At 51.5% G+C, this 25,196-nt stretch carries 38 protein-coding genes and 1 pseudogene; 35 read left to right on the top strand and 4 right to left on the bottom strand.

The features are described from left to right. Nucleotides 1-5 precede the first annotated feature (5 nt). The 4 genes from ACMYSK_RS09185 to ACMYSK_RS09170 are packed head-to-tail and all read left to right on the top strand — an operon-like array spanning nucleotide 6 to nucleotide 1,394. Nucleotides 6-446, top strand: coding sequence for a hypothetical protein (locus ACMYSK_RS09185; protein ID WP_434642124.1), 441 nt, complete (start codon nucleotides 6-8; stop codon nucleotides 444-446). Nucleotides 447-448: 2 nt separating this feature from the next. Continuing rightward, nucleotides 449-715 (top strand): DUF977 family protein, encoded by a 267-nt coding sequence (locus ACMYSK_RS09180; RefSeq protein WP_434642121.1) that lies wholly within the window; start codon nucleotides 449-451, stop codon nucleotides 713-715. Then, nucleotides 712-915: a hypothetical protein gene (locus ACMYSK_RS09175; protein WP_434642120.1), complete on the top strand. Its 204-nt coding sequence runs from the start codon at nucleotides 712-714 to the stop codon at nucleotides 913-915. Before ACMYSK_RS09180 ends, ACMYSK_RS09175 begins: the two co-directional genes overlap by 4 nt. Then, a complete protein-coding gene (locus tag ACMYSK_RS09170) occupies nucleotides 912-1,394 on the top strand; it encodes a class I SAM-dependent methyltransferase (RefSeq protein ID WP_434642117.1) in 483 nt (160 codons plus the stop codon). Before ACMYSK_RS09175 ends, ACMYSK_RS09170 begins: the two co-directional genes overlap by 4 nt. Before the next feature lie 217 nt (nucleotides 1,395-1,611). Here ACMYSK_RS09170 and ACMYSK_RS09165 read toward each other — a convergent pair whose 3' ends face one another. Continuing rightward, nucleotides 1,612-1,953, bottom strand: coding sequence for a DHCW motif cupin fold protein (locus tag ACMYSK_RS09165; protein ID WP_434642114.1), 342 nt, complete (start codon nucleotides 1,951-1,953; stop codon nucleotides 1,612-1,614). Between the two features lie 260 nt (nucleotides 1,954-2,213). On the opposite strand from ACMYSK_RS09165, the pseudogene ACMYSK_RS09160 reads away from it, so the two are divergent. The 5 genes and pseudogenes from ACMYSK_RS09160 to ACMYSK_RS09140 form a co-directional block, all read left to right on the top strand. Then, nucleotides 2,214-2,318: pseudogene (locus ACMYSK_RS09160) on the top strand (DNA polymerase III subunit theta); the annotation flags it as partial. A gap of 140 nt (nucleotides 2,319-2,458) precedes the next feature. Continuing rightward, complete coding sequence (locus ACMYSK_RS09155; protein WP_434642111.1) at nucleotides 2,459-2,692, top strand: DinI-like family protein; 234 nt, start codon at nucleotides 2,459-2,461, stop codon at nucleotides 2,690-2,692. 342 nt (nucleotides 2,693-3,034) lie between these two features. Continuing rightward, entirely contained in the window at nucleotides 3,035-3,427 is a 393-nt protein-coding gene (locus ACMYSK_RS09150) for a DNA-binding protein (RefSeq protein ID WP_434642110.1), read from the top strand. A 199-nt stretch (nucleotides 3,428-3,626) separates the two neighbouring features. Further along, nucleotides 3,627-4,673 carry a DUF968 domain-containing protein gene (locus ACMYSK_RS09145; protein WP_434642107.1) on the top strand — a complete coding sequence of 349 codons (1,047 nt, stop codon included), beginning with the start codon at nucleotides 3,627-3,629 and terminating at the stop codon, nucleotides 4,671-4,673. Nucleotides 4,674-4,686: 13 nt separating this feature from the next. After that, a complete protein-coding gene (locus tag ACMYSK_RS09140; protein ID WP_434642104.1) occupies nucleotides 4,687-5,295 on the top strand; it encodes a hypothetical protein in 609 nt (202 codons plus the stop codon). 475 nt (nucleotides 5,296-5,770) lie between these two features. On the opposite strand, the gene ACMYSK_RS09135 is transcribed toward ACMYSK_RS09140, so the two are convergent. Both ACMYSK_RS09135 and ACMYSK_RS09130 read right to left on the bottom strand, forming a co-directional pair. Beyond that, nucleotides 5,771-6,181 (bottom strand): type II toxin-antitoxin system HicB family antitoxin, encoded by a 411-nt coding sequence (locus tag ACMYSK_RS09135; RefSeq protein ID WP_139530386.1) that lies wholly within the window; start codon nucleotides 6,179-6,181, stop codon nucleotides 5,771-5,773. Nucleotides 6,182-6,244: 63 nt separating this feature from the next. Continuing rightward, nucleotides 6,245-6,433 carry a type II toxin-antitoxin system HicA family toxin gene (locus tag ACMYSK_RS09130; protein WP_071984169.1) on the bottom strand — a complete coding sequence of 63 codons (189 nt, stop codon included), beginning with the start codon at nucleotides 6,431-6,433 and terminating at the stop codon, nucleotides 6,245-6,247. A gap of 135 nt (nucleotides 6,434-6,568) precedes the next feature. On the opposite strand from ACMYSK_RS09130, the gene ACMYSK_RS09125 reads away from it, so the two are divergent. From ACMYSK_RS09125 to ACMYSK_RS09110, 4 genes are read left to right on the top strand one after another with little or no spacing between them, the layout of a single operon-like run. Then, a complete protein-coding gene (locus tag ACMYSK_RS09125; protein ID WP_164485153.1) occupies nucleotides 6,569-6,811 on the top strand; it encodes a class II holin family protein in 243 nt (80 codons plus the stop codon). 1 nt (nucleotide 6,812) lies between these two features. Next, nucleotides 6,813-7,352 (top strand): lysozyme, encoded by a 540-nt coding sequence (locus tag ACMYSK_RS09120; RefSeq protein ID WP_434642101.1) that lies wholly within the window; start codon nucleotides 6,813-6,815, stop codon nucleotides 7,350-7,352. Beyond that, complete coding sequence (locus tag ACMYSK_RS09115; RefSeq protein ID WP_434642099.1) at nucleotides 7,349-7,861, top strand: DUF2514 domain-containing protein; 513 nt, start codon at nucleotides 7,349-7,351, stop codon at nucleotides 7,859-7,861. Before ACMYSK_RS09120 ends, ACMYSK_RS09115 begins: the two co-directional genes overlap by 4 nt. Nucleotides 7,862-7,903: 42 nt before the next feature. Further along, nucleotides 7,904-8,257, top strand: a complete 354-nt coding sequence (locus ACMYSK_RS09110; protein WP_434642096.1) for a hypothetical protein — start codon at nucleotides 7,904-7,906, stop codon at nucleotides 8,255-8,257. 2 nt (nucleotides 8,258-8,259) lie between these two features. Here the strand turns inward: ACMYSK_RS09110 and ACMYSK_RS09105 are convergent, their stop codons facing one another. Next, nucleotides 8,260-8,736, bottom strand: coding sequence for a retroviral-like aspartic protease family protein (locus ACMYSK_RS09105; protein WP_434642093.1), 477 nt, complete (start codon nucleotides 8,734-8,736; stop codon nucleotides 8,260-8,262). Between the two features lie 226 nt (nucleotides 8,737-8,962). Between ACMYSK_RS09105 and ACMYSK_RS09100 the strand changes: the two genes are divergently transcribed. From ACMYSK_RS09100 to ACMYSK_RS08995, 22 genes are all read left to right on the top strand, one after another. Next, the gene (locus ACMYSK_RS09100; RefSeq protein ID WP_434642091.1) at nucleotides 8,963-9,325 is read left to right on the top strand and encodes an HNH endonuclease; all 363 of its coding nucleotides are present in this window, start codon (nucleotides 8,963-8,965) and stop codon (nucleotides 9,323-9,325) included. Further along, nucleotides 9,322-9,633 (top strand): hypothetical protein, encoded by a 312-nt coding sequence (locus ACMYSK_RS09095; RefSeq protein WP_434642088.1) that lies wholly within the window; start codon nucleotides 9,322-9,324, stop codon nucleotides 9,631-9,633. The genes ACMYSK_RS09100 and ACMYSK_RS09095 overlap by 4 nt, the downstream gene beginning before the upstream one ends. Then, nucleotides 9,633-10,052 carry a hypothetical protein gene (locus tag ACMYSK_RS09090; protein ID WP_434644001.1) on the top strand — a complete coding sequence of 140 codons (420 nt, stop codon included), beginning with the start codon at nucleotides 9,633-9,635 and terminating at the stop codon, nucleotides 10,050-10,052. Before ACMYSK_RS09095 ends, ACMYSK_RS09090 begins: the two co-directional genes overlap by 1 nt. A 156-nt stretch (nucleotides 10,053-10,208) precedes the next feature. Continuing rightward, on the top strand, nucleotides 10,209-10,643 hold the full coding sequence (locus tag ACMYSK_RS09085; RefSeq protein ID WP_434642086.1) for a phage terminase small subunit P27 family: 435 nt from the start codon (nucleotides 10,209-10,211) through the stop codon (nucleotides 10,641-10,643). Continuing rightward, the gene (locus ACMYSK_RS09080) at nucleotides 10,643-12,364 is read left to right on the top strand and encodes a terminase large subunit (protein WP_434642083.1); all 1,722 of its coding nucleotides are present in this window, start codon (nucleotides 10,643-10,645) and stop codon (nucleotides 12,362-12,364) included. The genes ACMYSK_RS09085 and ACMYSK_RS09080 overlap by 1 nt, the downstream gene beginning before the upstream one ends. After that, complete coding sequence (locus ACMYSK_RS09075) at nucleotides 12,358-12,555, top strand: hypothetical protein (protein ID WP_434642080.1); 198 nt, start codon at nucleotides 12,358-12,360, stop codon at nucleotides 12,553-12,555. The genes ACMYSK_RS09080 and ACMYSK_RS09075 overlap by 7 nt, the downstream gene beginning before the upstream one ends. Then, nucleotides 12,533-13,798: a phage portal protein gene (locus ACMYSK_RS09070; protein WP_434643998.1), complete on the top strand. Its 1,266-nt coding sequence runs from the start codon at nucleotides 12,533-12,535 to the stop codon at nucleotides 13,796-13,798. Before ACMYSK_RS09075 ends, ACMYSK_RS09070 begins: the two co-directional genes overlap by 23 nt. Nucleotides 13,799-13,835: 37 nt before the next feature. After that, the gene (locus ACMYSK_RS09065; protein WP_434642078.1) at nucleotides 13,836-14,756 is read left to right on the top strand and encodes a S49 family peptidase; all 921 of its coding nucleotides are present in this window, start codon (nucleotides 13,836-13,838) and stop codon (nucleotides 14,754-14,756) included. A gap of 75 nt (nucleotides 14,757-14,831) precedes the next feature. Further along, nucleotides 14,832-16,118, top strand: coding sequence for a phage major capsid protein (locus ACMYSK_RS09060; RefSeq protein ID WP_434642075.1), 1,287 nt, complete (start codon nucleotides 14,832-14,834; stop codon nucleotides 16,116-16,118). A 58-nt stretch (nucleotides 16,119-16,176) separates the two neighbouring features. Further along, on the top strand, nucleotides 16,177-16,440 hold the full coding sequence (locus tag ACMYSK_RS09055; protein WP_434642072.1) for a hypothetical protein: 264 nt from the start codon (nucleotides 16,177-16,179) through the stop codon (nucleotides 16,438-16,440). Then, nucleotides 16,421-16,738, top strand: coding sequence for a head-tail connector protein (locus ACMYSK_RS09050; RefSeq protein WP_434642069.1), 318 nt, complete (start codon nucleotides 16,421-16,423; stop codon nucleotides 16,736-16,738). The genes ACMYSK_RS09055 and ACMYSK_RS09050 overlap by 20 nt, the downstream gene beginning before the upstream one ends. Continuing rightward, nucleotides 16,735-17,073, top strand: coding sequence for a phage head completion protein (locus ACMYSK_RS09045; protein ID WP_434642066.1), 339 nt, complete (start codon nucleotides 16,735-16,737; stop codon nucleotides 17,071-17,073). The genes ACMYSK_RS09050 and ACMYSK_RS09045 overlap by 4 nt, the downstream gene beginning before the upstream one ends. Continuing rightward, nucleotides 17,054-17,443: a hypothetical protein gene (locus ACMYSK_RS09040; RefSeq protein ID WP_434642064.1), complete on the top strand. Its 390-nt coding sequence runs from the start codon at nucleotides 17,054-17,056 to the stop codon at nucleotides 17,441-17,443. Before ACMYSK_RS09045 ends, ACMYSK_RS09040 begins: the two co-directional genes overlap by 20 nt. Before the next feature lie 5 nt (nucleotides 17,444-17,448). Then, complete coding sequence (locus ACMYSK_RS09035; RefSeq protein WP_434643996.1) at nucleotides 17,449-17,841, top strand: HK97-gp10 family putative phage morphogenesis protein; 393 nt, start codon at nucleotides 17,449-17,451, stop codon at nucleotides 17,839-17,841. A gap of 32 nt (nucleotides 17,842-17,873) precedes the next feature. Then, nucleotides 17,874-18,335, top strand: a complete 462-nt coding sequence (locus ACMYSK_RS09030; protein WP_434642061.1) for a phage tail protein — start codon at nucleotides 17,874-17,876, stop codon at nucleotides 18,333-18,335. A gap of 63 nt (nucleotides 18,336-18,398) precedes the next feature. Further along, nucleotides 18,399-18,767 (top strand): phage tail protein, encoded by a 369-nt coding sequence (locus ACMYSK_RS09025; RefSeq protein ID WP_434642058.1) that lies wholly within the window; start codon nucleotides 18,399-18,401, stop codon nucleotides 18,765-18,767. A gap of 238 nt (nucleotides 18,768-19,005) precedes the next feature. Further along, nucleotides 19,006-22,341, top strand: coding sequence for a phage tail tape measure protein (locus tag ACMYSK_RS09020; protein ID WP_434642055.1), 3,336 nt, complete (start codon nucleotides 19,006-19,008; stop codon nucleotides 22,339-22,341). Next, a complete protein-coding gene (locus ACMYSK_RS09015) occupies nucleotides 22,341-22,679 on the top strand; it encodes a phage tail protein (protein ID WP_434642053.1) in 339 nt (112 codons plus the stop codon). The genes ACMYSK_RS09020 and ACMYSK_RS09015 overlap by 1 nt, the downstream gene beginning before the upstream one ends. After that, nucleotides 22,676-23,431, top strand: coding sequence for a phage minor tail protein L (locus tag ACMYSK_RS09010; protein ID WP_434642051.1), 756 nt, complete (start codon nucleotides 22,676-22,678; stop codon nucleotides 23,429-23,431). Before ACMYSK_RS09015 ends, ACMYSK_RS09010 begins: the two co-directional genes overlap by 4 nt. A gap of 1 nt (nucleotide 23,432) precedes the next feature. Further along, nucleotides 23,433-24,143 carry a C40 family peptidase gene (locus ACMYSK_RS09005; protein ID WP_434642048.1) on the top strand — a complete coding sequence of 237 codons (711 nt, stop codon included), beginning with the start codon at nucleotides 23,433-23,435 and terminating at the stop codon, nucleotides 24,141-24,143. Nucleotides 24,144-24,178: 35 nt separating this feature from the next. Further along, nucleotides 24,179-24,514: a hypothetical protein gene (locus ACMYSK_RS09000; protein WP_434642046.1), complete on the top strand. Its 336-nt coding sequence runs from the start codon at nucleotides 24,179-24,181 to the stop codon at nucleotides 24,512-24,514. A 52-nt stretch (nucleotides 24,515-24,566) separates the two neighbouring features. Further along, on the top strand, nucleotides 24,567-25,172 hold the full coding sequence (locus ACMYSK_RS08995; RefSeq protein ID WP_434642043.1) for a tail assembly protein: 606 nt from the start codon (nucleotides 24,567-24,569) through the stop codon (nucleotides 25,170-25,172). Nucleotides 25,173-25,196: the final 24 nt, after the last annotated feature.

The following is a 25,196-nucleotide window of genomic DNA, read 5'->3' as shown; positions in this document are numbered from 1 at the left end:
GACCAATGACCAAAATTAAGAAATTTCGAGTAACAAAATCACAGATGGCACTGGCCATCGTCGACCGGACGCCGGATTGCATCCTGCAGGATGTTTGCGAGGTACTGGATTTGCAGTCAAGCACTGCCGGGGCAATCCTCCGGAAACTTACCGAGGTAGGTAAACTGACCCGTTACCACAACGGAACACAGTTCGTTTACCTGGTAACGCCGGGCGTAGAAGTACCTGAAGTTGTGTTGCCTGAACTGGCTCCACACGCAGACAAAGGCGATGTACAGCAGGTGAAAACAGCAGTTGTCCTGGCGAAAGAGTTGGAGGAGAAAAAACTCTGGCGGCGCGCTGCGACCGTGTACACCAACATCCTGGGAATGACCGCCACTGCCAATGAATTATGGCGTATTGCCCGGCTGCGCAGTCGTTGCTTACGTAACGCGCGGAGGTGCTGATCATGGCGAACAAATCCAGGAGCCAGATGGCCGACACAATCAGAACCATTATCGATCTCACCAAACGCCAAGGGCGCCTGACCACCGAACAGGTGGCGAGCGAGTTCGGAATGTCCCTCGATACGGCTCGGAAGTATTTCCGGGCGGCGGTCGCGACAGGAGAAGTAATCCGTTATAGCCGGTTTGGTCTGTTTCGCGACGCTCGCGCCACCATCGATTTTGACCTGGCCAAATACGATTACAGGAAGAATGCGGGGACCTCCAAATGACCATTAAAAAAACGCATACCGGAATCGTGATAACGAAAGATGGTCCGAAAGCAAAACTACTCCACGAAACCGCATCGATGTGGGTTGTAGAGAAGACCGAATGTTACCGAAAAGACACGGGGAAACGGCATTTTGCGGAGCATACGCGCCGCCGGCTCCTGTTGGATTCAATTCAACCGATCCCGGGGACCGGAAAATGACAGAGCAAACCATTCTCGACATGTGCTGCGGCTCCCGTATGTTCTGGTTCGACAAACAGGACTCGCGCGCAGTTTTCGCCGACATTCGCGCCGAGCAGCACACCCTGTGCGATGGTCGCAGCCTGGTAATTAACCCTGATGTTATCGCCGATTTCCGCGCGCTGCCGTTTGCCGACGACTCATTCCCTGTTGTTGTGTTTGACCCGCCACACCTTGAGCGCGTTGGCGAAAACGCCTGGATGGGTAAGAAATACGGACGCCTGAGCAAAGATTCCTGGCGCGACGACCTGAGCGCAGGATTCAAAGAAGCGTTCAGAGTGCTGCGGCAGCACGGCGTGCTCATCTTCAAATGGAACGAAACCCAGATACCGGTTAGCCAGATTCTGGTACTGACCGACGAGAAGCCGGCCATCTGGCAACGCACCGGTAAGGCCGATAAGACGCACTGGGTAATTTTCGTGAAGGGGGCAGCAGCATGAAAGTCAAATGCATCAAAGATACCGAGGGTTGGTGGACTGAAGGCGAATTGTGAGGGCGAACTTATCTGAGATGTGTCAGGCTCGGGAGGCTGCATAAATCACGATGCCATCATGGTTAGAGTGGTTTTTCTGATGTTAAAGTGAAACATGGCCCCTAAACCGGAAGATGTCCGCTTCGTGCCAGGAGCGGACGTCGCATGCAATAACGACGAATACGTCAGTCCACAATAAAGAGTTTTGCTCCTGTCGTCGTTCTGGACTGATGTGGTTCTGCGTTATCACCAACCTGATAACTCATCCCCGCACTTAAAGTGAATTTACGGCCATCCGCGAGCAGTGTTTCGAGTTCTCCCTCTATGCAGAAAAGGACATGGCCTTTTCTGCACCAATGATCTGCAAGGTAACCAGGGGTATATTCAACCATTCGCACACGTATTTGGTTCGGCTTGTGACCAAAAAGTTGTGTGCGCCAGTAGGCCATGCCAGTTTCCCCTGGATGCTCTGTTTTTGCGACTTCACTCCAGTTGGTGGTGCCAAAAGCAAATGCCTCGATATTCATTGTATGGCCCTTCGTTGTTAAGAAAGAGCTCTCGAGCTCAGGTTTAAGTGAATTAACATAAGGAGAAATAATTTATACATCAACACCTTATTTTTCATATGTAGTAACGAAGTTGAACCTGATTCAAGTTGTGTACCTAAGAGGTGCTACACCTGTGAAAATTGACGGGTGTCGGCAACGTCCGCTCCTCGCTCAAAGCTGACCGTCAGTTTTGATTGTGCACTCCCTGAAAAAATTGTCAGATCAAGTTTGAGCTAAGGTATTTTATGGGAAGGGGGCGCTACTACCGCGAGCAGAGCATCCAGTTGCCTCGGGCATCCGATCCGCGTTACATCGAGATGGCAGAGCAAAGCCAAAAAAAGTAACCTCCGTTAAATCAACCCGCTACGGCGGGTTTTTATTTAGCACGCTAATCAAAAATTAACATTTTGTGCTGTTAAGATATTGATAAAAGCGTGGTATCGGTGTACTGTTTATTTATACAGTATATCGATGGAAGCTAACGATGAAAGTTGAAATCACAATCGACCGTAAAAAGCCTTTGCCTGATGGCGCAGTCCCTGCTCTGGAAGTTGAACTGCTACGGCGTTTAAGTCAGAGCTATGAGGACTGTAAATTATCAATCCGCCGCGCCGGAGCTGATGGCCTGAGTATTTTGGGGGGCATTGGCGGTGACAAAGAAACGATTGAAGAGATCCTGCAAGAAACGTGGGAAAGCGCCGACGACTGGTTTTATTGAGTTTCAGCGCGGCGATGGACCGGGTTTTTTGAGAGGATTTTGTAGTGGGTGAAAAACAAGAAATGCCGAACACCGGCTATGTAGTAATCAGGTGCGACGATGGGGTTATCGTTGCCCGCCTCAGGTCGTTTCCGGTATGTGAGCGTGCATTGATGTACCGTCGCGGTGATACAGTTTCGTTTATGCCACTACAGCATGATGAAATTGTGGGAACTCTTTCATTGTTTGCGCAGATGGTTGAAAAGGCGAGGTCTGGAGATGGTTACCAGGTTCCGCCGGGTTCTGTTACACTCCCGTCATAGGCCTGAACAACCTATACCTGCTGCGCCACGGAGAGAGACCATGGCGCAAACCATCGCAAGACCGGAACCAATGAAGACTGGCTGTCATACTGACAACGCCGGTCCTTCGTCATTCAAGAAACTGACCCCACGCCAGCAAGAGGTGTTTGATCTCCTCGTTGCGTTCATCTCAAAACACGGTTATCCGCCGACAGCCAGAGAGCTGTCAGATCTGATTGGTGCTGCGTCTCCGAATGCTGCCGCCGAACATCTTCGGGCGTTGTGCAGGAAAGGGTTTATCACCATTGGCCCTAACATGTCCCGAGGCATTTCAATTGTCGGCCATAAAGAGCCACTGCTCGCCGTGCAGCTGCTGCAGGAAATGGTAAATAACGAACCGGGAGCACGTGAACGCGCTATTGAGTTTATTCGGTTGTATGAGGCCCAGCTATGAAGAAAAGCTGGTTTCAGCATACGGAATTAACAGAGTCTCAGGCACTTGAGCTGGTGGAACGCTACAGGAAGTCGAACTACCAGGTAGAGAAATGTTTATCCCATGACCTGGTGTCATGGGAAGTCAGTGTTTTTTTACCTGAGTCGAAAAAGGAGCCACGCGCCGATAAAACCTATCTGCAGAAAATGTGGAGGGATTGATGAGGGCGCTACTTAACGTGGATATTGCGCGGCATCTTGGTGTTGTACTTCTGAAGCCCGGAAGCGAGCTAATGCGGATCTTCGGCAAGGGGCGGGTGCTGGTCGAGATGCCACCGGCGGAAATGGACTCGATGCCGAGTGGACGGTTACCAGATGCCCGTCAGCCGCTGCGGGATGATGCTGGGATCAGACCGTTTTTTCTGAATGAGCGCGTCATCAAAGCTGCTGGTGGGATAAGCACCATGGAGCTGTGGCTCGATCGTTTTATAGGGCACTGCCAGTGGCCGCATTCTAATTATCATCATCCTGAACTGGTTAATTTCAGGCATGAGCCCGGTGCGATACGTGCATGTTGGCATTGCGATAACGAGCTGCGCAATCAGACCGTGCAAACACTCGATATTCTGGTTGGGCTGAACATGGCCGACTGGATTATTGACACGGCGCTGGTATATCTGGGCTACAACAAAGAACGAATGCTTTCTCTCGCAGAGCTGTGCTGGTGGGCAGTGTCTGTGGGGATCGGTGGAGAAATAACCGAAGAGATGGCCCGACGGTCTCTGAAGCTGAAAGATGAAGGCTTTAAACCGGTCTACCGGGAAAGTGACATTGTACCGTCCATTCCGTCCACCAGCATGTTGAAAGAACGCATGGATTTAATGCCTCCTGATCCTAAAGCACCGCCAGAGTTACCGCAGGAACGACCAGCGTCAGTTTTAGGCGTGCTCGTTGATCCGGAAGCCCCTTCTACATTTTTTGCCAGACCTAAACGCATCCGCTGGGAATCGCCTAATTTTCTCGCGTGGGTTAAAACTCAGCCCTGCATGTGCTGCGGCCAGCCTGCTGATGATGCTCATCATCTTATTGGCTGGGGGCAGGGTGGCGTCGGTACGAAAGCTCACGATATTTTCACCATTCCTTTATGCCGAAAACACCACCGGCAACTACATCACGATCCTCTTTCATTCGAACGCGAATACGGCACCCAGCCGGCGCTGATTATTAAATTGCTGGACCGGGCTTATGCGCTCGGCGTTCTGGCGTAAGGAGAAGAACAGAATGACACCACGTCAACGCCGCATTCATCACGCAGGATTAGAAACACTTGCCGGAGCGCCCCGGAAAACCTGGCTGGGACGATTTACACCGCTGGCACACATTCAGTCTGCATGGATTAAATCGCTGCTAACAGTCTGGGGCGAATGCGTCGGAGGGAAAACCCGTGCGCAGTATCGTCTGGAGAATTGCGGTCGTTTCTTCTCGGACGTTAAAGATTCATGCTGGTCAGATAGTCAGTTATCGCGCATAACAGATGCAATCGAACAGGCACGCAAAGAGGGGTTCAGGGGAGAACAGGCAGCAGCGCGCGCCCGGACAATACTATGGGCCATGCCGCTTAAAGATATGATTGACGAGTCAGAGCGCCGGGATGATGCGGATTTTATTGAAGAGGTCATGCTTGAGACGTTTAAAACTGACGATCCGGTTTATCTCGTAGGAATGAAGTTTTACACCACCAGAAATAAGATCTCCGATATCACCAAGGAATTGCAACTGGTGGCGCCATGGCTAACGAACGGCGAAGCGCGCAAAAGAGTGCGTTGGTGTCTGGAGATATTCAGGGCGAAAGTTTTTCTGTCCGTCAGACGAAAGATGAAGGATGTATAGTTATTCTCATTTTAACAAAAAGTGCTTTTTATTTTACTTGTAGTTGAAAGTGGGCCAGAAAAGTTAATAATCCATTCATGCTTGGCAGAGCTGCGCCACGATGGCAGCGACTAAAAGCAACAAAAAATAAGATTCGAAACCTCGCCTTTGCGGGGTTTTTTTTCGTTCAAAAAATTCAGCCGCGCAAAAGTGACTTTTGCACAAACGCATTTTTGAGATTTTTTTAAAAAATCGGCTCGTCTGATGGGGCAGTTAGGAGCAATACCAGTGAGATAATGAGTGCTCCACACTGATAATCGGAGCATTGCATGCTTGCACTAAAGGAAGCTCGCCCCCTGATACTAGCCCTGATAGTAATCGTTCAACTCGATTTGCTCACTGGCTGGCATATTTTGCCAGCCCTGGTTGGCTGGTTAGTAAGTAGATAAGTGAGGGCGTGATTAGGCCCATTGTTAGAGGCCTAATCACGTTTAACTTAGCCTCGGGCTATCTCTTTTCTTGCAATCTCAGATAGAAAGGCAGAACGGTTTTTGTATCTGCCGTGACTTTCAATGTATCTGTCGATTGCGGTCAACAAGTTGCCAGGCATGGTGAGATTGAACTTGATAGCCTTCGTTTCGTACTTTGATGGGTCTATTTCTACAAGCGCCAGAAAGCCGTTATCTGAGGTTAAGCGATCATCCCCCAGATACTCAGCTGGATCACGCGGCGCAGGCACATGCCCACCTTGCTCGGTTAGCACTTCCATGTGCTGTCCAAAAGCTATTTCCGCATCCCTCAAAGCGCCTTCGAGGTCGTTGCCGGCGAACATGCAGCCTTCGACATCAGGAAAATAGCCGTCAAACGTTCCGTCTTCGGCTTTGAAAATAAAGAGCGGATAAATCATAGGTACCTCATTTGTTGCGTATTGATGTCCTTGCAGAGAGGGGCGGCTTGCGCCGCGCCCTGTTTAAATCAACTTTAGTCCTGATATCTGTTGAGCCTGTCTAACAACCCCCTTTGAAGAATCCTTTCTGGGGTGGGGTATGGTGATTATTTTCACTGTCCCCGGTTTTGCTAGCGTCACATGACTTCCTGTTTGTCTTTGCTTAACCCAACCATCAGCTATCAGTTGTTTGATTAACTCTGCACTGCTCATCAATCCTCCGTTTCGTTAACATGTGGGTATTATACCCACCAATAACGAAGAAAACAACATATTAGTAGGTATTACACCCACCTTTTTTAATCTTACGGTTAACACCTCGGCAGGAGGTGACGGATGAATAAAATCATGCCTGACAAAATCTTCTCAGCGGCCACGTACTGCACGTCAGGCGGCCTGATTTGTACCGGCCTGGCGCGTGTTTATGACTGGTTCCACGGTCTTGACTGGAATTTTATTGCGCTGGTCAGCGGTGTAGTGATTGGCGTCGCCACTTATTTCACGAACCTCTATTTCAAACGTCGACAAACCAAAGCCTATGAGGATGCACTCAGGCGGGGGTATGTGACGCAACCGCCGCAGGATAAATAAAATGGCATCTCTGAAAACGAAACTCAGTGCGGCCATGCTTGCGCTCATTGCTGCCGGTGCATCAGCTCCGGTGCTGTTTGATCAGTTTATTAGCGAGAAAGAAGGTAATGCGCTGGTGGCTGTTGTTGATCCCGGCGGAGTGTGGTCATTGTGCCACGGTGTAACGGTCATCAATGGCAAGCCTGTAATTAAGGGGCAAAGAGCGACCGAGGCGCAGTGTAAGCAGGTAAACGCCATTGAGCGGGACAAGGCGCTGGCATGGGTCGCCCGAAATATCAAGATATCGCTTACCGCTCCGCAGAAAGTTGGAATCGCGTCATTTTGTCCCTACAACATTGGCCCCGGAAAATGTTTCCCCTCGACTTTCTACAAACGAATCAACGCCGGTGACCGTAAAGGCGCATGTGAAGCGATTCGCTGGTGGATTAAAGACGGTGGCCGCGATTGTCGCCTGACCAAAGGTCAAAAGAACGGCTGCTACGGTCAGGTTGAGAGACGTGACCAGGAGAGCGCGCTGACGTGTTGGGGACTAGACCAGTGAATACCACCTTCTTAAAGCCAGCTATTGCCGTTTTGATTGTGGCCAGTGCCTTCGTTGCTGGCTCTGTCTGGAGCGAGCGGGCATGGGAAAAGAAATGGGCGGAACGAGATAGCGCTGAATCATCACGGGAAGTGAATGCACAGACCGCCGCCAGGATGATTGAACAAGGGCGCCTGATAGCCCGTGAAGAGGCCGTAAAAGATGCTCAATCCCAAACCGCTGCAGCGCGTGCTGCTGCCGATAATCTCTCTGGCACTGTTAAGCAGCTGCGCCAGCAGGCAAACACCCTTGCTGCCCGTCTGGACGCCGCAAAGCACACCGCAAATCTTGCCGCTGCCGTCAGAAGCAAAACAACCGGAGCCACCGCCGGAATGTTCGCCGACATGCTTGGAGACCTTGCAGAAGAAGCTCGACGATATGCTGCAATCGCTGACGAACGCTACACCGCAGGAATGACCTGTGAACGGATTTACGAATCGGTGAGAACCTCTATCCCCGCTAAGGGATAAGATAAACGATATCCCTTGTAAGGGATAATGAGGAGGAACAACTTGAAAACGTTGAAAGTTACAATTGAAAACCTTCAACAGGTAAAAAATGGTGTCGTCTGCGGGACTCAGGTTGCATTTAGAGTCATACAGGCTGGGCGAGTGCTGGTGGAGAGGGGGATCTCAGGCAAGACTTCAGTTCCGTTTACCTTGTCATATGACGTTAGCGCCGATGATGAACCGCTGGTGGTTGAACATGACCGTCCAGACCTGCCACATCTTCAACTTTCAGCGTCATTCTCGCCACAAGAGTATGTATCCTATTTGGGAATGGCGCTGTGTCGGGTCATTATAGTTGGCGAAGGGGATGAGAGAACCCCTCCGCAACAGAACATAACTAGTTTGAAAAGAGAGTGATGCTAAATAACGTCAGGAAGAGTTAGGGTATAAATATGATTTACAGGATCAAGAACCAAAGTTCCTCGACGTATTATATCCATACCAAGTATTATTTGATAACCTAACCCTAACTTGCTGGTAATGATCTTGTGCATAGTAATGCCACATTCAATGTCAGTATCGATTAAGCGTATTATTGCATGGTGAATAGTCGTTTTTTCATTGTTTAAACCAGATATCACTGTTGCTGGTTCACTCTCTTTTTTTATAGGGAGTGTTAATTCTTCGACAAGAGCTTCATCGACATAAAAATCATCCGCTCCGGTATCAATGAGAGCGAATACTTGTTTGGTTTTTCCGCCAATGTCCTTCGCATGATCTTCGGGTGAACTAGGCCTGATGGTTACCGGAATCACCGGTCTCGTCCCAAATTCAGGGGAGTCCGTCATTGAATTATCATTTTTTCGCATAAACCGAATTGTTATTGTTTTTGCCATGTCCATTCCTTGAGCAGAGCTAATCAGCCATTACTCCACCATTAGTGTGTTCGTCCGTGTCCCACCACGGACGGGCTGAGCGGTAACCTTACATGCTGAGGTTTCACAGTAACACCCTGATGTTTAAACAGTAGTCGCTCAATACAGCTGTGCTTAGCTACCTGCAATAACCATCCCTGCTCACGATAAATCATGAATGTCCGTTACCGAGGATAAGAGAGGGCTCATGCCACCACGTGCTAAACGCCCTTGCCGCCATAAAGGATGTGCTGCTATTACGAACGATGCCAGCGGCTACTGTAAAGTCCACCAGCAGGAACATGCAAGTGAAGGCTGGCGAAACTACCAACCGGGAAAGAGCCGGCAGGAACGCGGTTATGGTCGCCTCTGGGAGCTTATTCGCCCTCGAATATTCCAGCGAGACAAATTCCTTTGCCAGAATTGTCGGCGCCAAGGCATCGCAACGAAAGCAGCCAGTGTCGACCACATCATACCAAAAGCCCATGGCGGTACCGATGACGACTCCAATTTGGAGGCGTTGTGCTGGCCGTGTCACAGAAAGAAAACAGCAACAGAGAGAACTCGATGAGCAACCTGAATCTGAAAATTGAATACGTAGACGGGAAATTAGTGGCCCTGGAGCGCAACGGATTTTCTTTTATGAATACTGATGTTACAGGGATTTTTTTCAACCATACGCTCAAGACCTCACCGCAGTTGAATATTGAGATGGGCGGTACTGAGGTAAAAGAGCCATCCACTCAACCGGACCCACAACCGCAAACAGAAGCAGTCGCTTCAGGAAGTGGGGAGCCACCAAAAGAAGGTGAACTCCTCCCTTCAGAGTCACAACGAAATTCTCATGGCCGTCGCCGCCGTAACCGCCAACGGAGTTAATAATGTTTAACCGTAACGACCTGACCATCTCTATGTTCTACGCGTCGAGCACCGACAATGACGGGAACAAAATCGCCGCTATCATGCTGCAGGTGAATAATTCTGAATCGGTACCCGTACAAACCAGTCAACTGCTTTGCGTTACTGACAAAGCCAGGAAGAAGACCTATTCAGTAGGTGAGCAGATGACGAAGAACGGCTCTGATCCGTTACTGGTAGCTATCGAAAACTACTGGCGTCAGAACACTGAGGCTGTGGTTAGTGATCTGCTGACTGACGTAGCCGATTTCATTGCAGGCGGTATGAATAATAATTCCACTTGGATTGGTTTCAATGGTCTGAAGGTGTTCGAGAACGCGCCGTTGGAAACCCATATCCCTGAAAGCGTGTTGCAGGCTGATGGTGCGAAGCCAGAATAACGACTTACACCTCGGCTGAGGCTGGCACCAGCAGGGGTAGGGGGGATCAAATCCCCAACCCCTTTCGCGTTTCAGGACTGCCGCTTGAAGGACATTTTTACACGCCAGAAATAAAGATCTTTTTTCCGGCAGACTTCACCTATCAAAAGAGGAGTTATGGCTGGTGGAATTCGATCGTCTGGAGGGGGGAGAAAACCAGTTTTACCCGCCGGGCAAAAAAGCAAGCTGACCCGCATCGCCCCTCCGGCTGAGTTAATGGGGGAGGCGGCTGTAAGAATATGGAAAACCCAAAGCAAAATTCTAATCGAAAGAGGAGTCTTTGAACTTGAGGATGCCCCTCTGCTCCTGGCCTACTGTAATGCCTTTCATCTGATGCTCGAAGCCGAAAAGCTACTGGCTGTGGGGCTGACAACTGAAAGTGAAGCGGGAGGATTAAAAAAACATCCTGCCGTAAACGTCAGAAATGACTCTGTTTCCCAGATTGCCCGTCTGGGCTCGCTCCTGGGGTTAGACCCGCTCAGTCGTATCCGAATGACCAGTGGCAGAAATGATCCGGACGATGACGGGAATGAATTTGATGAGTTTGACTGATGGCCACATATCCGAACGTCAATGCGGCGAACCAGTATGCGAGGGATATAGTTGGCGGGAAGATTATGGCGTGTCAGTTAACCATTCTTGCCTGTCAGCGGCACCTTGATGACCTGGAGCGTGCGAAGGATCCTAACTGGCCTTACCGGTTCGATAAAAATAAAGCGGAGCGATTTCTTCGCTTCTCCCAGAAAATGCCTCACACCGCCGGGGAGTGGGCCCGCCGAAAACAAAGAATAGAGTTTGAACCCTGGCAAAAGTTTGCCCTGGGTGTCCCTTTTGGCTGGGTGAATAAGAAAAATGGCCGGCGTCGGTTCACTGAGATCTATATCGAGGTTCCGAGAAAAAACGGCAAATCGGCGATTGCTGCTGCCGTTGGCAACTATATGTTCTGTGCTGATGGTGAGCACGGCGCAGAGGTCTACTGTGGCGCCACGACCGAAAAGCAGGCCTGGAAAGTGTTTGCGCCAGCATTATTGATGGTGAAAAAACTTCCCGCGTTGCGTCAAAAATTCTCTATAAAGCCCTGGGCAAAAAAAATGACCCGCCCGGACGGGGCTGTTTTCGCACCAGTGATTGGTGATCCTGGTGATGGCGATTCACCATCGTGCGCCATTATCGATGAATACCATGAACATATTACAGATGCGCTCTATACCACGATGACAACAGGCATGGGGGCTCGTGAACAACCCATCACCCTGATCATCACTACTGCCGGCTATGACATTACCTCCCCATGCTATGAGAAGCGTGAGCAGGTCGTGGAGATCCTGCGCAAAACCCGGAACGGCGAAGAGAACGAGGGGATTTTCGGCATCATTTATGGACTTGATGATGATGACGACTGGACTCAGCCAGAGGCGCTTATTAAGGCGAATCCCAACTATGGTATTTCAATAAAAGAACATTTCCTGCGCGCAAAACAATTACTGGCAATATCGAATCCCAGTCAGACAAATAAGATCCTGACCAAACATTTTAACCGCTGGGTTAGTGCAAAAACGGTTTTTTACGATTTACAGAAATGGATGGCTGCCGCTGACAAAAGTCTCAAATTGTCTGATTTTGCCGGTGAGGAATGTTGGCTGGGGATAGACCTCGCGTCAAAGGTCGATCTCAACGCCGTTATACCTGTTTTCCGTCGGGATGTTGACGGGATTACTCATTTCTATTGCGTCGGGCCTATGTTCTGGGTGCCTGAAGACACGATTTATTCTGTCGACCCTAAGCTTAAACACACCTCTGAGCGTTATCAGTCATTTGTAGGTCAGGGCGTTTTAATTCCTTCTGAGGGCGCCGAGGTTGATTACCGGCTGATTTTTGAGTCCATTCTGCAGTTACGTCAGAACGTGAAAATCGCCCAGTGCCCTATAGATCCATATGGCGCTACATCTCTGCGCCATCTGCTCGAAGAAGAGGGGCTGGAGCCCGTCGAAATCAGGCAGAACTTCACCCATATGAGCGATCCCATGCGAGAGATTGAAGCTGCACTGGCATCGGGTCGATTCCACCATGACGGAAATCCCATCATGAACTGGTGTATTCAGAACGTTGTAGGCCGCTATTTGCCGGGCAGTGACGATATTGTTCGCCCAACAAAAGAGGGGAAACAAAACAAGATTGATGGTGCGGTTGGTTTAATGATGGGGATAGGGCGCGCCATGCTGAATAGCGCAGTCATCAAATCTGTCTACGATGAGGAAGACATAGCGTGTTAATCACAATTCTGAGTTTCATTATCGGCCTCGCTGGGGCTGTATTGATGTCTGCTGGTGCCTGGCTGCTTTGTCCCGCAGCGGGACTGATAACCGGTGGCATTATTTGCATGGTCTGGTCGTTTTTAATCGCCAGAACGGCGGTTGTCAGCGCTAAAAATGGGGGAGATGATGTTTATTCCCCAGATGTTTAGAGGTCAAAAGCGGTCTGTGTCAGGGGACGGTTTTTGGGAAGCGATGCTGGGCGGCGTCAGTTCAAGCCAGAGTAAAGCGGGGATCATGATTACATCAGAAACGGCGCTTGCGCTTTCTGCTGTTCGTGCGTGTGTAACCCTCCTGGCAGAGTCCGTCGCGCAGCTGCCGGTCGAACTCTACCGGCGAGATAAAAATGGAGGTCGTCAGCGTGCGACAGACCACCCGATTTATGATCTGATTCACTCCCAGCCCAACAAAAAAGACACCTCATTCGAGTACTTTGAGCAGCAGCAGGGGTTGTTGGGGCTGGAGGGGAATTGCTACTCGATCATCGATCGCGATGGAAAAGGCTACCCGAAAGAGCTGATCCCGATTAGCCCGAAAAAGGTGATTGTCCTGAAGGGGCCGGACGGGATGCCATATTATGAAATCCCGGAAATCGGCGAAACCCTGCCAATGCGCATGATGCACCATGTGAAAGTCTTTTCGCTGGATGGTTATATCGGTAGCTCGCCTATTCAGACGAACGCCGACGTGCTCGGGTTGAATCTGGCCGTTGAAGAACATGCATCGGCGACATTCCGACGCGGTACAACGATGAGTGGCGTTATCGAGCGACCAAAAGAAGCCACGCCCATCAAGAGTCAGGAGAAGATTGACCAGCTTCTGGCTAAATGGACTGATCGTTATTCCGGTGTGCGTAATGCTTTTTCTGTGGCGCTGTTGCAGGAGGGGATGAGCTATAAGCAGATGTCGCAGGATAACGAGAAAGCCCAGTTGCTACAGTCGCGCCAGTGGGGCGTAGAGGAGGTTTGCCGTCTCTACAAAATCCCGCCACATATGGTGCAAATGCTGGCGAAAGCGACCAACAACAACATCGAGCACCAGGGCCTGCAGTTCGTGATGTATACGCTCCTGGCCTGGTTGAAGCGGCATGAAGGCGCGCTGCAGCGTGACCTGCTCCTGCCCAGCGAGCGCCGTGACTTGTATATCGAATTCAACGTTTCCGGCTTACTGCGTGGCGACCAGAAGTCACGCTATGAGTCCTATGCGCTGGGACGCCAGTGGGGCTGGTTATCGGTTAACGATATCCGGCGCATGGAGAACCTGCCGCCGATAGCCGGAGGTGAAAAATATCTGACGCCACTGAATATGGTCGACAGCGCACAAATCATCCCTGGCGATAAAAAGCCGACCGCGCAGCAGATGTCAGAAATCAACACCATCCTGTCCCGATCCTGAATACCACCGCGCAACGCGGGCTTACCCGGTAAAAACCATGACAACAAAACACATTAACCTTCCGCATCTTGCGGAGATGGTCTTTGGCGTGCCGCATTACGTGTCACGACAAACGATGGACTCTGTAAAGGCGGTATTAATCCCGCGTATCCAGGGAACGATTGAGAACACCGGCATCCAGTTAGCTCTGGACCCGGATAAAGCACCGGCATCGGAGCAGGTACAGCCAGCCGGTGGCGTGGCCGTTATTCCTGTCCACGGATTGTTGGTAGCACGTCGTGGGCAAATTACGCAGGCCTGCACAGAGCTAACCAGCTATGAGCGGATACGCAGCCAGTTGAACGCGGCATTAAACGATCCATCAATCAGCGAAATCGTGTTGGATATTAATTCCGGAGGCGGCGCGGCGGTGGGCTGTAAAGAGCTGGCCGATTATATCTATCAGTCTCGCGAGACGAAGCCCATCACGGCGATAGTGAACTACAGCGCTTATTCAGCCGCGTATTTCATCGCGTCGGCCTGCAGCAAAATCATCGTCAGCCAGACCAGTGGCGTAGGTTCTATCGGCGTGATTATGGAGCACCTGGATACGTCGAAGCTGGAAGAAAAAATGGGGCTGACGTTTACCACGATCTTCAGGGGGGATAACAAAAATAACGGTACCCAGCATGAGCCGCTGAGTGAAGAGGCGCTGGGTATGTTCCAGGGGATGATCGATGAAATGTACGAGACGTTTACGGGGTCGGTTGCGGAATATCGCGGCCTTGGCCAGCAGGCTGTAATCGAAACGCAAGCGGGGCTGTATTTTGGCCCTGGTGCCGTTTCAGCAGGTCTGGCGGATGAAATCTCAGACCCTCAGTCGGCGATCAATGCTATTGCGGCGAAGTACAAAGCGCCTCAGAAAGCCAGTTCTATCAAGCTGCAGGCGGCAGCGATGGACCTGCAAACCCAAATGTAACCCGACGCAAACGCGTCACTACCAGAAAGTAGCCTTTGGGTTGCTTTTTTTATGTCTAAAAAAGAGAGAAAAACAATGCCACAGATTGAAGAATTGCGTCGTCAGCGTGCGGGTATCAATGAACAAGTTCAGGCCCTGGCAACCATTGAAGCGAACGGCGGTACGCTGACGGCAGAGCAGTTGACAGAATTTTCCGGCCTGCAGCAGCAGTTCACCGACATCAGCGCCAAAATGGAGCGCATGGAAGCGGCAGAACGTGCAGCCGCGGTCGTCGCGAAGCCGGTAAAAGCGACCCAGCATGGCCCGGCAGTTATCGTCAAATCAGAGCCGAAGCAATACACCGGTGCCGGGATGACCCGCATGGTGATGTCTATTGCAGCGGCGAAGGGCGATCTGCGTGATGCGGCTGCGTTTGCCGCTGAAGAATTGAATGACCAGTCCGTATCGATGGCCATCTCAACTGCGGCGGGTTCTGGCGGCGCACTTATCCCGGAGAACATGCAAAACGAGGTCATTGAGCTGCTGAGTGATCGCACCATTGTCCGTAAGCTGGGCGCCCGTTCTATCCCACTGCCTAACGGTAATCTGTCGTTGCCACGCTCAGCTGGCGGTGCAACAGCCAGCTACACCGGTGAAGGGAAAGATGCGAAAGCGTCTGAATCAAAATTCAACGACGTAAAACTGGCTGCAAAAACCATGATCGCGCTGGTACCGATTTCGAACCAGCTGATTGGTCGTGCCGGTTTTAACGTTGAGCAGCTGGTCCTGCAGGACATTCTGACCGCTATCTCCGTGCGCGAAGATAAAGCGTTTATGCGTGATGACGGTACCGAAGATACGCCGGTTGGTATGAAGGCACGCGCGACGCAGTGGAATCGCCTGCTGCCGTGGGAAGCCGCTGCAGAGATCAACCTTACAACGGTTGATGAATACCTGGATAAGGTTATTTTGATGGCGATGGATGGCAACAGCCTCATGATTAAGTGCGGTTGGGGTATGTCTAACCGCACCTATATGAAGCTGTTTGGCCTGCGTGACGGCAACGGGAATAAAGTCTACCCGGAAATGGCGCTGGGCATGCTGAAAGGCTATCCGATCCAGCGTACCAGCGCGATCCCGGTTAACCTGGGCGAAAGTGGCAAAGAATCGGAAATTTACTTTGCCGACTTCAACGATGTTGTCATCGCTGAGGATGGCTCCATGAAGGTCGATTTCTCCAAAGAGGCCACTTACAAAGATGCCGAAGGTAATCTGGTATCCGCCTTTGCCCGTAACCAGTCTCTGATTCGCGTTGTTGTTGAACACGATATCGGTTTCCGCCACCCGGAAGGGTTAGTGCTGGGTACCGGCGTCCTGTTCTAATCCCCGTATACATCAATAAGGCCCGCACACGCGGGCTTTTCTATTTAAGGAGAATGCTATGGCTGTGAAGAAAGATAAGCCCGTAGATCAGGAAGAAACGGCTGCAGATGAAAGCCATGCGACCACGGTCGCACAGGCAGAACGTAAAGCCATTGTGTTCCTTGGCCCATATAGCCGCTATTCCCGTGGTGATATCGCATGTTTTGATCTCCAGCATGCGGAAGAGTTGGTTGAGCGTCATATCGCTGTGTGGCCGAAAGATGCCGAACGCGCGATGGCACCGAAACCGGGAGATAACGACTTTGATACTGACATTGGTTGAAGTGAAAACCCAGCTTCGCCTGGAGCTGGATTTCACGGAGCATGACGCCATGCTCACGCAGATGGTTAATGCCGCACAGCGGAGCATCGAGCGTGATTATTACTGCAAGTTGGTCACCAGTGATGAAGAGCTGCAGGCGCTCCCGGAGACGGTACGCGGATTCATTGCTGATGAAGATATCAAGCTGGCCATCCAGTATCTGGTCAGTGATGCATATCTGAATGGCCATACCGGGCAATGGCTGGAAACTACGGCTGTGAAATATCTCCTTTTCCCTGTTCAGGAGCATACCGTATGAGCCTGAAACCGGGAGAAATGAACTGTCGTATCGCTATCGGCTATATCCAGTCCGGACGAGGACCGCTGGGTGAACCGCTACCGGAAACGCTGGTCGAGGTGGGAAAAGCCTGGGCGAAAGCTGAACTGGTATCAGGGCGAAAAGTTCGAACGAAGGATCAGGAGCAGGTGGTGGAAACCCGGTTATTTACGGTTTATCCGGGAGTTCTGGTCGATTTGGACTGGAAAATCACGACGAAAGATCTGGTTTACACCGTCCGGAATATCGACCGCAAAACGGACCAGATCATCATTACGGGGGAGGCGGACGGGCGGCATGATAGAACTGGCGATTAAAACTGCGCTGGAGCGTATCACCGGCCTGAATGCTTACCCGCTGCTGTTGCCGGATAACGAGCAGGAAGGAGTTACGTTTCAACGAATTTCAGACCCGGAGATGTACGCGGGAACACTGCGAACCGGACTCATTTCAGCACGATTTCAGGTGACGATTTACCGGATTGACGACTACACCGACCTCCTGCATCTGGACAAAAAAATCTGGTCTGAATGGAAAAAAATCGTCCACGGCCAGCTGGAAAATATCCCGGTTCAGTTCATTGAACGCAGCGGCATCCGGCAGGACAAAACGACGTTGACGAACCGCCGCAGCCAGTACCGCCTGATCCGCGATTTCATCATTCACTACGCGGAGGATACGTCGTGATACGAATGGAAGTGAAAGGGCTGGATGAGCTGGAGCGCCAGCTGATAGCCCTGGGAGAAAAAGTCGGCACGAAGATTTTGCGTGACGCTGGCCGGGAGGCGCTGAAGGTTGTTGAAGAGGACATGCGGCAGCATGCGGGCTTTGACGAAACGTCGACCGGGCAGCACATGCGGGATTCAATCAAAATCCGCTCTTCTGCCCGAAAGGCCAAAGGGATCGCGGTTGTAACGCTCCGTGTTGGCCCCAGCAAGCAACACTATATGAAGGCGCTGGCGCAGGAGTTCGGCACGGTTAAACAGGTTGCAGACCCCTTTATTCGACCCGCTCTGGATTACAACGTCCAGACAGTTTTGCGCGTCCTGACCGTGGAAATTCGAAACGGTATTCAAAACAGGTAGCGACCGCTACCGATAAATAAAAGAGAGACATCATGCCTGATAATAAAACATCGCCGGAATATGCAATGCTGCCGGCTGGCACCATTGTGAAATACGGGGACCCCGGCGCGGCAGCCGCAGCGCTGAAACCTTTGGTTAACTGTAAAGCGCTGGGGGCTATGGGGCAGACCGGCGGTTTTGTCGACTGCACCACACTCCTCGACACGCAAAAACAATCCATCAGCGATCTGCCGGATGGCCCGGAGAAATCTTTAGGATTTATCGACGATCCGGGCAATACCGACTTTGCCGCGCTGCTTAATGCTGCCGAAGCCCGCAGGACTATTCAGCTTTATGTTGAGCTGCCGAACAAGCGTACCGCGACAATGCTGCTGGCGCTGTCTGGCTGGCAGATGAGCGAAATCGCTGCACCGGCGAGCGAGGTCATTCAGATCACCGTCCAGGGAAAACAGAACAAAATCACCTGGGGAACCGTTGCAGCTGGCGGCGAATAAGCAGCATTTATATCCATAACAGACAGCCACCTCCGGGTGGCTTTTTATTTTTAAGGACGACCCGTGAAAGATAAAAATTATGACCTGTCCGCGCTTAAATCCGCGCTGCTTAAATCAGTCCCGACGGTAGTGAAAACAGAGTTGTTCGGCGCAACGGTCTATATCCGCCGCCTGACCGGGGATTATCTCATCAGCTACGAAGAAACACTGGCTGAAACAGCAAAATCTGGCGAACCGCGTGAGGCATCGGAGCGATTAATCCAGATCGTCATCGATGCACTGGTTCAGCCGGATGGAACGGCTATTCCCGATGAATTTAAACCCACGGCCGCCGAGCTGCTGAAGGCCCATGAAAACCCAGAACTGCTGGCCGCAGTGGACAAAGTGAAGCTACACGCGATCGGCAAGCTGGAGGAAGCGGAAAAAAACTAAATGACTCGCCCTGGCTGGAGCTGATTTTCTGGCTGGCCGACCGCTGGGGCGAGCCTGACCCATCCAGAATTGCTGCACTTCCGGCAAACACCCTGTACCACTGGCGCGCCTTCTTCCTGAAACAAGGTATTTTCCGCCGTCCTGGCGATGAAAATGCGCCTCCTCCCGAAACAACACCTGCGCCATCCCGGACGACGATTAATGATGAATGCGCGGCAGTCATGAGGGCATTAATGTAATGGCAGACGTCGCATCTTTAGCGGTCGGGTTGCACCTTAACGCAGCCAGTTTTAAAACCCAGCTTCTGGGCGCATATGGCGATGCGGAGAACCAGTCAAAACGGTTTAACCGCAATGCCCAGGCGGACGTGAAAAAGACGGAGGACGCCTATAAGAAGGTTGGCCTGTCGATATCCGGGATGGCCAGCAGGCTGGCGGGGCTGGCTGGGGCTGGCCTCTCTGTCAGCACGATCATCACAACGTCCAGGCAGTACGGACAGGCATTATCAGACCTGCAGGCGATCACCGGTGCGACCGCCGGTGAAATGAAAGCGCTGGACCTGGCCGCGCAGGAAATGGGGCGCACGACAGAATACAGCGCCAGCCAGGCGGCTGAGGCGCTCAAGCTGATGGCGTCGGCTAAACCGGAGTTGTTAAAAACTGCAGATGGCCTGCAGCAGGCGACTAACAGTGCCCTCATCCTGGCGCAGGCCGCCGGAACGACGCTCCCGGATGCGACGAAAACGCTGGCGCTGTCGTTAAACCAGTATGGTGCGAGCGCGCAGGAGGCCGATCGTTATATCAACGTTCTGGCCGCTGGCGCGAAGTATGGCTCATCCGAAATTACGGATACGGCAGCGGCGATTAAAAACGGCGGTGTCGCCGCTGCGCAGGCTGGTGTCGGTTTTGAGCAACTGAATGCGGCCATTCAGGTTCTGGCCGAGCATGAAGTGAAGGGCGGAGAAGCGGGAACGGCGCTGCGTAACGTCATCCTGAATCTGGAAAAGGGGACAGATAAAAGCCTCAAACCCTCCGTTGTCGGACTGAGCCAGGCGCTCAATACGCTGGCAGGCAAGAACCTTTCAACGGCCCAGGCGGTGAAGCTGTTTGGCGTGGAAAACCTGAGTGCGGCTTCCATTCTCGTCCAGAATCGCTCAAAGGTTGATGAGCTGACCGCTTCGTTGACCGGCACAAAAACGGCGCATGAGCAGGCGTCAATCAGGGTCAATAACCTGAACGGCGATCTGCTGGGATTGAGCAGTGCGTTTGAAGGGATGGTCATCAAGATTGGCCAGAGCAGCAACGGTCCTCTTCGCAGCGGGATTCAGGCAGCGACAGAGGCGCTAAACGGCCTGGCGAATAACTTCAATACCGTCTCCAGTATTGCGCTTTACAGCCTGATCCCGGTTCTGTCCACGAAACTAACCGCAGGGCTTCGGGAAAATATCAGTGCCTGGCGGGAAAGCCAGGCGGCGGTAAAAGCGAGAGCGCTTGCCGATGCGGATATTGCCCGTAAAACGCTGGATTCGACAGCCGCCATCCTGAAGCAAAACGATGCCGAGTTTGGTCACTACCGGCAGATGGAGCAGACGGCTAAACAGTACGGGATGAATATCAGTTACCAGGACGAGTTTACCCGGCTTATCCGACAGGAAACTGAACAAACCAGTCTGGCCAGCCAGGCGAAGTTGAAGCTGGCGGCGGCTAACCGGCAGGTGTCGATATCTGCCCGTGCGGCTTCTGTTGCTGTAGGTCTGGCTCGGGGCGCTCTGGCGTTTGTTGGTGGTCCATTTGGTGCAGCGACTCTGGCTGGCTCGGCTTTACTGTATTTCCATCAACAGGCAAAGGAAGCCCGACAATCGGCCATTAATTTAAAAGACGCCGTAGTCGAAACCAGTGAAGCGCTGATGCGCCTCTCTCTTAATCAGTTAAATGTGAAGCAGTTCGACCTGAATGATCAGTATGAAAATCAGGTTGTTCAGCGGAACCAGTTGATAAAAGAGATTCAGGATGCCGACAGCCGCCTCGATGGCCTCAAAGGATTTGACCCCTTTGGCCAGCTGGAAGGGGTGACAAAGGACCAGACGCGGGCGCGTGCGGACCTCGATAGCGTTAACGAGGGATTGCGCAAAACAGAGGAAAATATCAAGCGCGTCAGTGACGCAAAAACACTGGCTCAGCTTGGACTATCCGGGAAAATAACGTCGCTGACTGACGATCTGAAAGGCGCGCTGAATAAGCCCGGCAAAGAGACCGGCGACGGAAATCCCTGGACCGGTGAGGGTGGTACCGGGAAAGGGAAGGGTGATAAAGCCAGGCTCGACCAGTTCAAAACGCTTCGGCAACAAATTGAAGAAGCCCATGCCTCCAGCCTGGCCAGGATTAACCTGCAGGAGCAGGACAGCAACAGGGAGTTGAGGGAAGCGGCGCAGAAAAACGGAGCCAGTGATGCTGATCTGCAGCGCGCGCTCTTAATGAATGCGGAGAACTATCAGAAGCAGCGACTGGATCTGGCCGCGCAATATTCACCCGCACAGGAGAGCTTACGTAAGGAGCAGGAGGTCAGCCGGGACCTTTCCGGGCTTTTCAAAGCCCGTCTGCTTACGGAAAAAGAGTACCAGACCGCCCGAATCACGCTGGCCAGAGAAACCGCGAAAGAGCTTTTGCAGGCGAAGGCCGATGAAATCGCCGCTCCTGAACTGGATATCGCCGGTGACGTAGATCCCCTGGTCGCGTTGAGTAATCAGTTAGCTCAACGGCAGGCATTACTGCAGGCGTACTATCAGGGCAGCGCGATCAGCAAAGACCAGTACGAAATGCTGATGCAGAAAGTGTCAAAGGAATCAGCTGATGCACAGTATCAGACCTCGCTGGAGCTGTATCGCTCGCAGGGTGAATTTCAGAGCCTGGCCGTTGGGTTATTTGAGACGACGTATGAGCGTTCAACCAACTTTTTAACGAGTACGCTGACACGAACCCAAAGTTTCAAGGAAAACATGGTTGGCCTGTTCTCCTCCCTGACGCAGGCTGTCATTAAAAACCTGGTTGATATGGCCGCTCAGGCGCTGATCACTAGTTCGGTCATGCAAACCATCATGGGCGTGGTCGGCATCGGGACCAGTATCGCAGGTGGGGCAGCTGGCGCTGGCTCAGGGACGGCAATTCAGAACGCAGGCAGTAACTTCCAGTTTAACGCCAAAGGTGGCGTCTACGATTCCCCTTCATTAAGCGCTTACAGCAACCAGGTCCACGATACCCCGCAGTTCTTCGCCTTTGCTAAAGGTGCGGGCGTATTTGCCGAGGCGGGGCCAGAGGCCATTATGCCGCTGACGCGTGCCGGTGATGGTTCGCTGGGGGTACGCGCGGTCGGCGGCGGACAGAACGCCAGCGCCACCGAAGGGCCAAAGGTCTGGATCTCTATTTCCGGCGATAAAACATCCACTGATAGTTCATCAGGGTTTGAGGAATTTGGTCAGCAAATTGGGTCATTCGTCGAGAAGAAATACCGCGAGCTGCAGGCGAAAGACATGCGTCCGGGTGGCGCTATCTGGAACGCCGTAAAAGGACAACGTTAATGGCCATTGAGATATTTACCTGGAGTCCCCGAATCAACCCTACGCAAACCGTGAAATTCCGAATCCGAAAAGCGGAGTTTGGTGACGGGTATACGCAGGTATCAGGGGATGGATTAAATACCCGGTCACAGGAATGGGAACTGAGTTTTGTCGGTACCGAGGATTATATCCGACCGATAAAACAGTTCCTGGATCGTCACGGCGGCACGAAATCTTTTCAGTGGACCCCACCACTTGAAGATGTGGGGCTTTTTCGCTGCGAGCAATATAAACCTGTTCCGATGGGTGGGGGGAACTACTCCCTGTCGGCAACCTTTATTCAGGGATTTAAACCATGAGTATTAATGCAAATTACCAGAAGCTTGAGCCAGGCGATTCAATTCAGCTTCTGGAAATTGATGGCCGTTCTTTCAATATGGGCGAGGTTCTATATTTTCACGGCTATAACATTCCTCATTCCGCAGCAGAAATTATTGCAGCCGGTGGTGATGAGTCGAAATTGCCAGCCAAAAGTATCTGGTGGCAGGGTACCGAATATAAAGCCTGGCCGTGCGATCTCGACGGTATCGAATCATCCACTACGGGCAGCGATGCACAACCGACGCTGCGGGTAGGTAACATCGATGGTTCGATATCCGCGCTGTGTCTGCATTACGACGATATGGCGATGGCGCGAGTCACCATCCATGAGACGCAAAAGCAGTATCTGGATGCGCAAAACTTCCCGGAGGGAAACACGTCAGCGGACCCGACGCAGGAAAAGCGCCAGCTATTTTTTATTGATGCCAAAAGCCTCGAAACCGATACGGAGGTAGAGTTTACCCTTTCAAGTCCGATGGACCTGCAGGGAATGATGATCCCCACCCGGCAATATCATTCGGTTTGTACCTGGTGTATCCGCAACAAATACCGTAGCGGCGATGGCTGCGATTATGCCGGTACAAAGTATTTTGATAAGAACAATAAGCCAGTAGACGACCCGTCACAGGATGTCTGCCCCGGCACGATGGCGGCCTGTAAGGCACGTCATGGACCAGATAATCCTCTACCGTTCGGAGGCTTCCCCGGTACCAGCCTTATCAGGAGCTGATATGCGACAGAAAACGATTAAGGCGATACAGACCCATGCCGCTGCTGACTACCCGCGCGAGGCCTGTGGACTGATCGCGCAGAGGGGCCGCATTGAGCGCTATTTCCCGTGCCGGAATCTGGCCAGTGAGTCGAATGATAATTTCGTTCTGGCCCCGGAGGATTACGCAGAGGTTGAGGACTGGGGAACGATCATCGGTATTGTTCACAGTCATCCAGATGCGACCACGCAACCCAGCGAACTGGATAAGGCGCAGTGCGATGCCACGCAGCTGCCGTGGCATATTATCAGCTGGCCAGAGGGTGACCTTCGCACTATTCTCCCGCGTGGCGAGCTCCCCCTCCTCGAACGACCGTTTGTGCTCGGACATTACGACTGCTGGGGGCTGGTGATGAGCTATTTCCGGCAGACTCACGGCATCGAGCTGCACGATTACCGCGTTGATTATCCCTGGTGGGAGAACGACTATCCCGAAAATTTTTACCACGATTGCTGGTATGAATGCGGGTTCCGTGAATTTGATGGTCCACCGCAGCCGGGTGATATGGTTATCATGCAGGTACAGTCGAACAAATGGAACCACGCCGGGATTTTGCTGGAAGGAAATATGCTGCTGCATCACCTGTATGGCCATCTCAGCCAGCGGGTGCCGTATGGTGGATATTATCTCGACAGGACGATGAAAATCGTTCGATACCATTCTCTGTGTTAACCTTTGGGGAAATTAAATCCAAAAAGGAAATGGAGATGAATAAAGCAGTTCTGTTTTTTTCAGCATTCTTGCTTAGCGGCTGTATGGTAAGTTCGCTTGAATCGCAAAAACCAATTTATTCAGGGCACTCTACAAAAAGTGCAGATGAAATAAATAAATGCCTCGCACCCAAATGGGTTGAACTGCGACCTTCAAGTTCAAGCATTCCTACCGAGTCTGGCTATAAAATAATTTCATCAGATGATTTACTAGGCACTGTGTCTGTCGTAAAAATCCAAACAAATAAAACCGGTGGTAGTGATGTAAATGTTTACGCCATATCAAAAGGCTGGAATGACCCTTGGGGAAGTGCAGCAAGAAGTTGCATTTAAGTTTATCTATTTTTGACAAACCCACTTCGGTGGGTTTTTTTATGGGGTTAATATGAAAGAGGTAATGACCAAAATAGTATTAAGCGGAACTTTAGGTAAAACTTTTGGTAAATGTCATGAGAGATTAGTTTCAAGTTCATCTGAAGCAATTAGAGCATTATGCTGCACAATTGAAGGGTTTGAAAAATACCTCAACAGCAGCAAGGAAAGAGGAATAACCTTCGCCATTTTTAAAGGTAAAACAAATATTGGAGAAGAAGATTTGCCCTTTCCTCTAACAGGCGAAGTTTTACGTATAGTTCCGGTGGTCATTGGTAGTAAAAAGGCCGGTGTTTTACAAACAATTATGGGGGCTGTTTTGGTCGCCGTTGGGGTAATTGTCGGATATGTAACTGGCTGGACTGGTGTCGGTTGGGCGGTCGGTTCGAAGATGGCCATGATGGGTGGTGCCATGATGTTAGGCGGCGTTGTCCAGATGCTATCCCCACAACCCGCTGGCCTGGCCCGCAAAGAATCCCCGGATAACAAAGCCAGTTATGCCTTTGGTGGCGTGACCAATACCGCTTCGCAAGGTTATCCGGTTGGCCTTCTCTATGGTAAACGACGAATTGGCGGGGCAATTATTTCCGCCGGTATTTATGTCGAAGACCAGCAATAAATAATCAGTCAGTAATCTCTTCTA

This window comes from Klebsiella sp. I138, assembly GCF_051131765.1.
In the GTDB taxonomy this organism is placed as follows: domain Bacteria; phylum Pseudomonadota; class Gammaproteobacteria; order Enterobacterales; family Enterobacteriaceae; genus Klebsiella.
This window is presented reverse-complemented; position numbering and strand designations above follow the sequence as displayed.

Excerpts from the sequence above, each read along its gene's own strand:
- ACMYSK_RS09185 (WP_434642124.1), top strand. The coding sequence starts at position 6 with ATGACCAAAATTAAGAAATTTCGAGTAACAAAATCACAGATGGCACTG.
- ACMYSK_RS09180 (WP_434642121.1), top strand. The coding sequence starts at position 449 with ATGGCGAACAAATCCAGGAGCCAGATGGCCGACACAATCAGAACCATT.
- ACMYSK_RS09175 (WP_434642120.1), top strand. The coding sequence starts at position 712 with ATGACCATTAAAAAAACGCATACCGGAATCGTGATAACGAAAGATGGT.
- ACMYSK_RS09170 (WP_434642117.1), top strand. The coding sequence starts at position 912 with ATGACAGAGCAAACCATTCTCGACATGTGCTGCGGCTCCCGTATGTTC.
- ACMYSK_RS09165 (WP_434642114.1), bottom strand. The coding sequence starts at position 1,953 with ATGAATATCGAGGCATTTGCTTTTGGCACCACCAACTGGAGTGAAGTC.
- ACMYSK_RS09155 (WP_434642111.1), top strand. The coding sequence starts at position 2,459 with ATGAAAGTTGAAATCACAATCGACCGTAAAAAGCCTTTGCCTGATGGC.
- ACMYSK_RS09150 (WP_434642110.1), top strand. The coding sequence starts at position 3,035 with ATGGCGCAAACCATCGCAAGACCGGAACCAATGAAGACTGGCTGTCAT.
- ACMYSK_RS09145 (WP_434642107.1), top strand. The coding sequence starts at position 3,627 with ATGAGGGCGCTACTTAACGTGGATATTGCGCGGCATCTTGGTGTTGTA.
- ACMYSK_RS09140 (WP_434642104.1), top strand. The coding sequence starts at position 4,687 with ATGACACCACGTCAACGCCGCATTCATCACGCAGGATTAGAAACACTT.
- ACMYSK_RS09135 (WP_139530386.1), bottom strand. The coding sequence starts at position 6,181 with ATGATTTATCCGCTCTTTATTTTCAAAGCCGAAGACGGAACGTTTGAC.
- ACMYSK_RS09130 (WP_071984169.1), bottom strand. The coding sequence starts at position 6,433 with ATGAGCAGTGCAGAGTTAATCAAACAACTGATAGCTGATGGTTGGGTT.
- ACMYSK_RS09125 (WP_164485153.1), top strand. The coding sequence starts at position 6,569 with ATGCCTGACAAAATCTTCTCAGCGGCCACGTACTGCACGTCAGGCGGC.
- ACMYSK_RS09120 (WP_434642101.1), top strand. The coding sequence starts at position 6,813 with ATGGCATCTCTGAAAACGAAACTCAGTGCGGCCATGCTTGCGCTCATT.
- ACMYSK_RS09105 (WP_434642093.1), bottom strand. The coding sequence starts at position 8,736 with ATGGCAAAAACAATAACAATTCGGTTTATGCGAAAAAATGATAATTCA.
- ACMYSK_RS09100 (WP_434642091.1), top strand. The coding sequence starts at position 8,963 with ATGCCACCACGTGCTAAACGCCCTTGCCGCCATAAAGGATGTGCTGCT.
- ACMYSK_RS09095 (WP_434642088.1), top strand. The coding sequence starts at position 9,322 with ATGAGCAACCTGAATCTGAAAATTGAATACGTAGACGGGAAATTAGTG.
- ACMYSK_RS09085 (WP_434642086.1), top strand. The coding sequence starts at position 10,209 with ATGGCTGGTGGAATTCGATCGTCTGGAGGGGGGAGAAAACCAGTTTTA.
- ACMYSK_RS09080 (WP_434642083.1), top strand. The coding sequence starts at position 10,643 with ATGGCCACATATCCGAACGTCAATGCGGCGAACCAGTATGCGAGGGAT.
- ACMYSK_RS09070 (WP_434643998.1), top strand. The coding sequence starts at position 12,533 with ATGTTTATTCCCCAGATGTTTAGAGGTCAAAAGCGGTCTGTGTCAGGG.
- ACMYSK_RS09065 (WP_434642078.1), top strand. The coding sequence starts at position 13,836 with ATGACAACAAAACACATTAACCTTCCGCATCTTGCGGAGATGGTCTTT.
- ACMYSK_RS09060 (WP_434642075.1), top strand. The coding sequence starts at position 14,832 with ATGCCACAGATTGAAGAATTGCGTCGTCAGCGTGCGGGTATCAATGAA.
- ACMYSK_RS09055 (WP_434642072.1), top strand. The coding sequence starts at position 16,177 with ATGGCTGTGAAGAAAGATAAGCCCGTAGATCAGGAAGAAACGGCTGCA.
- ACMYSK_RS09045 (WP_434642066.1), top strand. The coding sequence starts at position 16,735 with ATGAGCCTGAAACCGGGAGAAATGAACTGTCGTATCGCTATCGGCTAT.
- ACMYSK_RS09040 (WP_434642064.1), top strand. The coding sequence starts at position 17,054 with ATGATAGAACTGGCGATTAAAACTGCGCTGGAGCGTATCACCGGCCTG.
- ACMYSK_RS09035 (WP_434643996.1), top strand. The coding sequence starts at position 17,449 with ATGGAAGTGAAAGGGCTGGATGAGCTGGAGCGCCAGCTGATAGCCCTG.
- ACMYSK_RS09030 (WP_434642061.1), top strand. The coding sequence starts at position 17,874 with ATGCCTGATAATAAAACATCGCCGGAATATGCAATGCTGCCGGCTGGC.
- ACMYSK_RS09020 (WP_434642055.1), top strand. The coding sequence starts at position 19,006 with ATGGCAGACGTCGCATCTTTAGCGGTCGGGTTGCACCTTAACGCAGCC.
- ACMYSK_RS09015 (WP_434642053.1), top strand. The coding sequence starts at position 22,341 with ATGGCCATTGAGATATTTACCTGGAGTCCCCGAATCAACCCTACGCAA.
- ACMYSK_RS09010 (WP_434642051.1), top strand. The coding sequence starts at position 22,676 with ATGAGTATTAATGCAAATTACCAGAAGCTTGAGCCAGGCGATTCAATT.
- ACMYSK_RS09005 (WP_434642048.1), top strand. The coding sequence starts at position 23,433 with ATGCGACAGAAAACGATTAAGGCGATACAGACCCATGCCGCTGCTGAC.
- ACMYSK_RS09000 (WP_434642046.1), top strand. The coding sequence starts at position 24,179 with ATGAATAAAGCAGTTCTGTTTTTTTCAGCATTCTTGCTTAGCGGCTGT.
- ACMYSK_RS08995 (WP_434642043.1), top strand. The coding sequence starts at position 24,567 with ATGAAAGAGGTAATGACCAAAATAGTATTAAGCGGAACTTTAGGTAAA.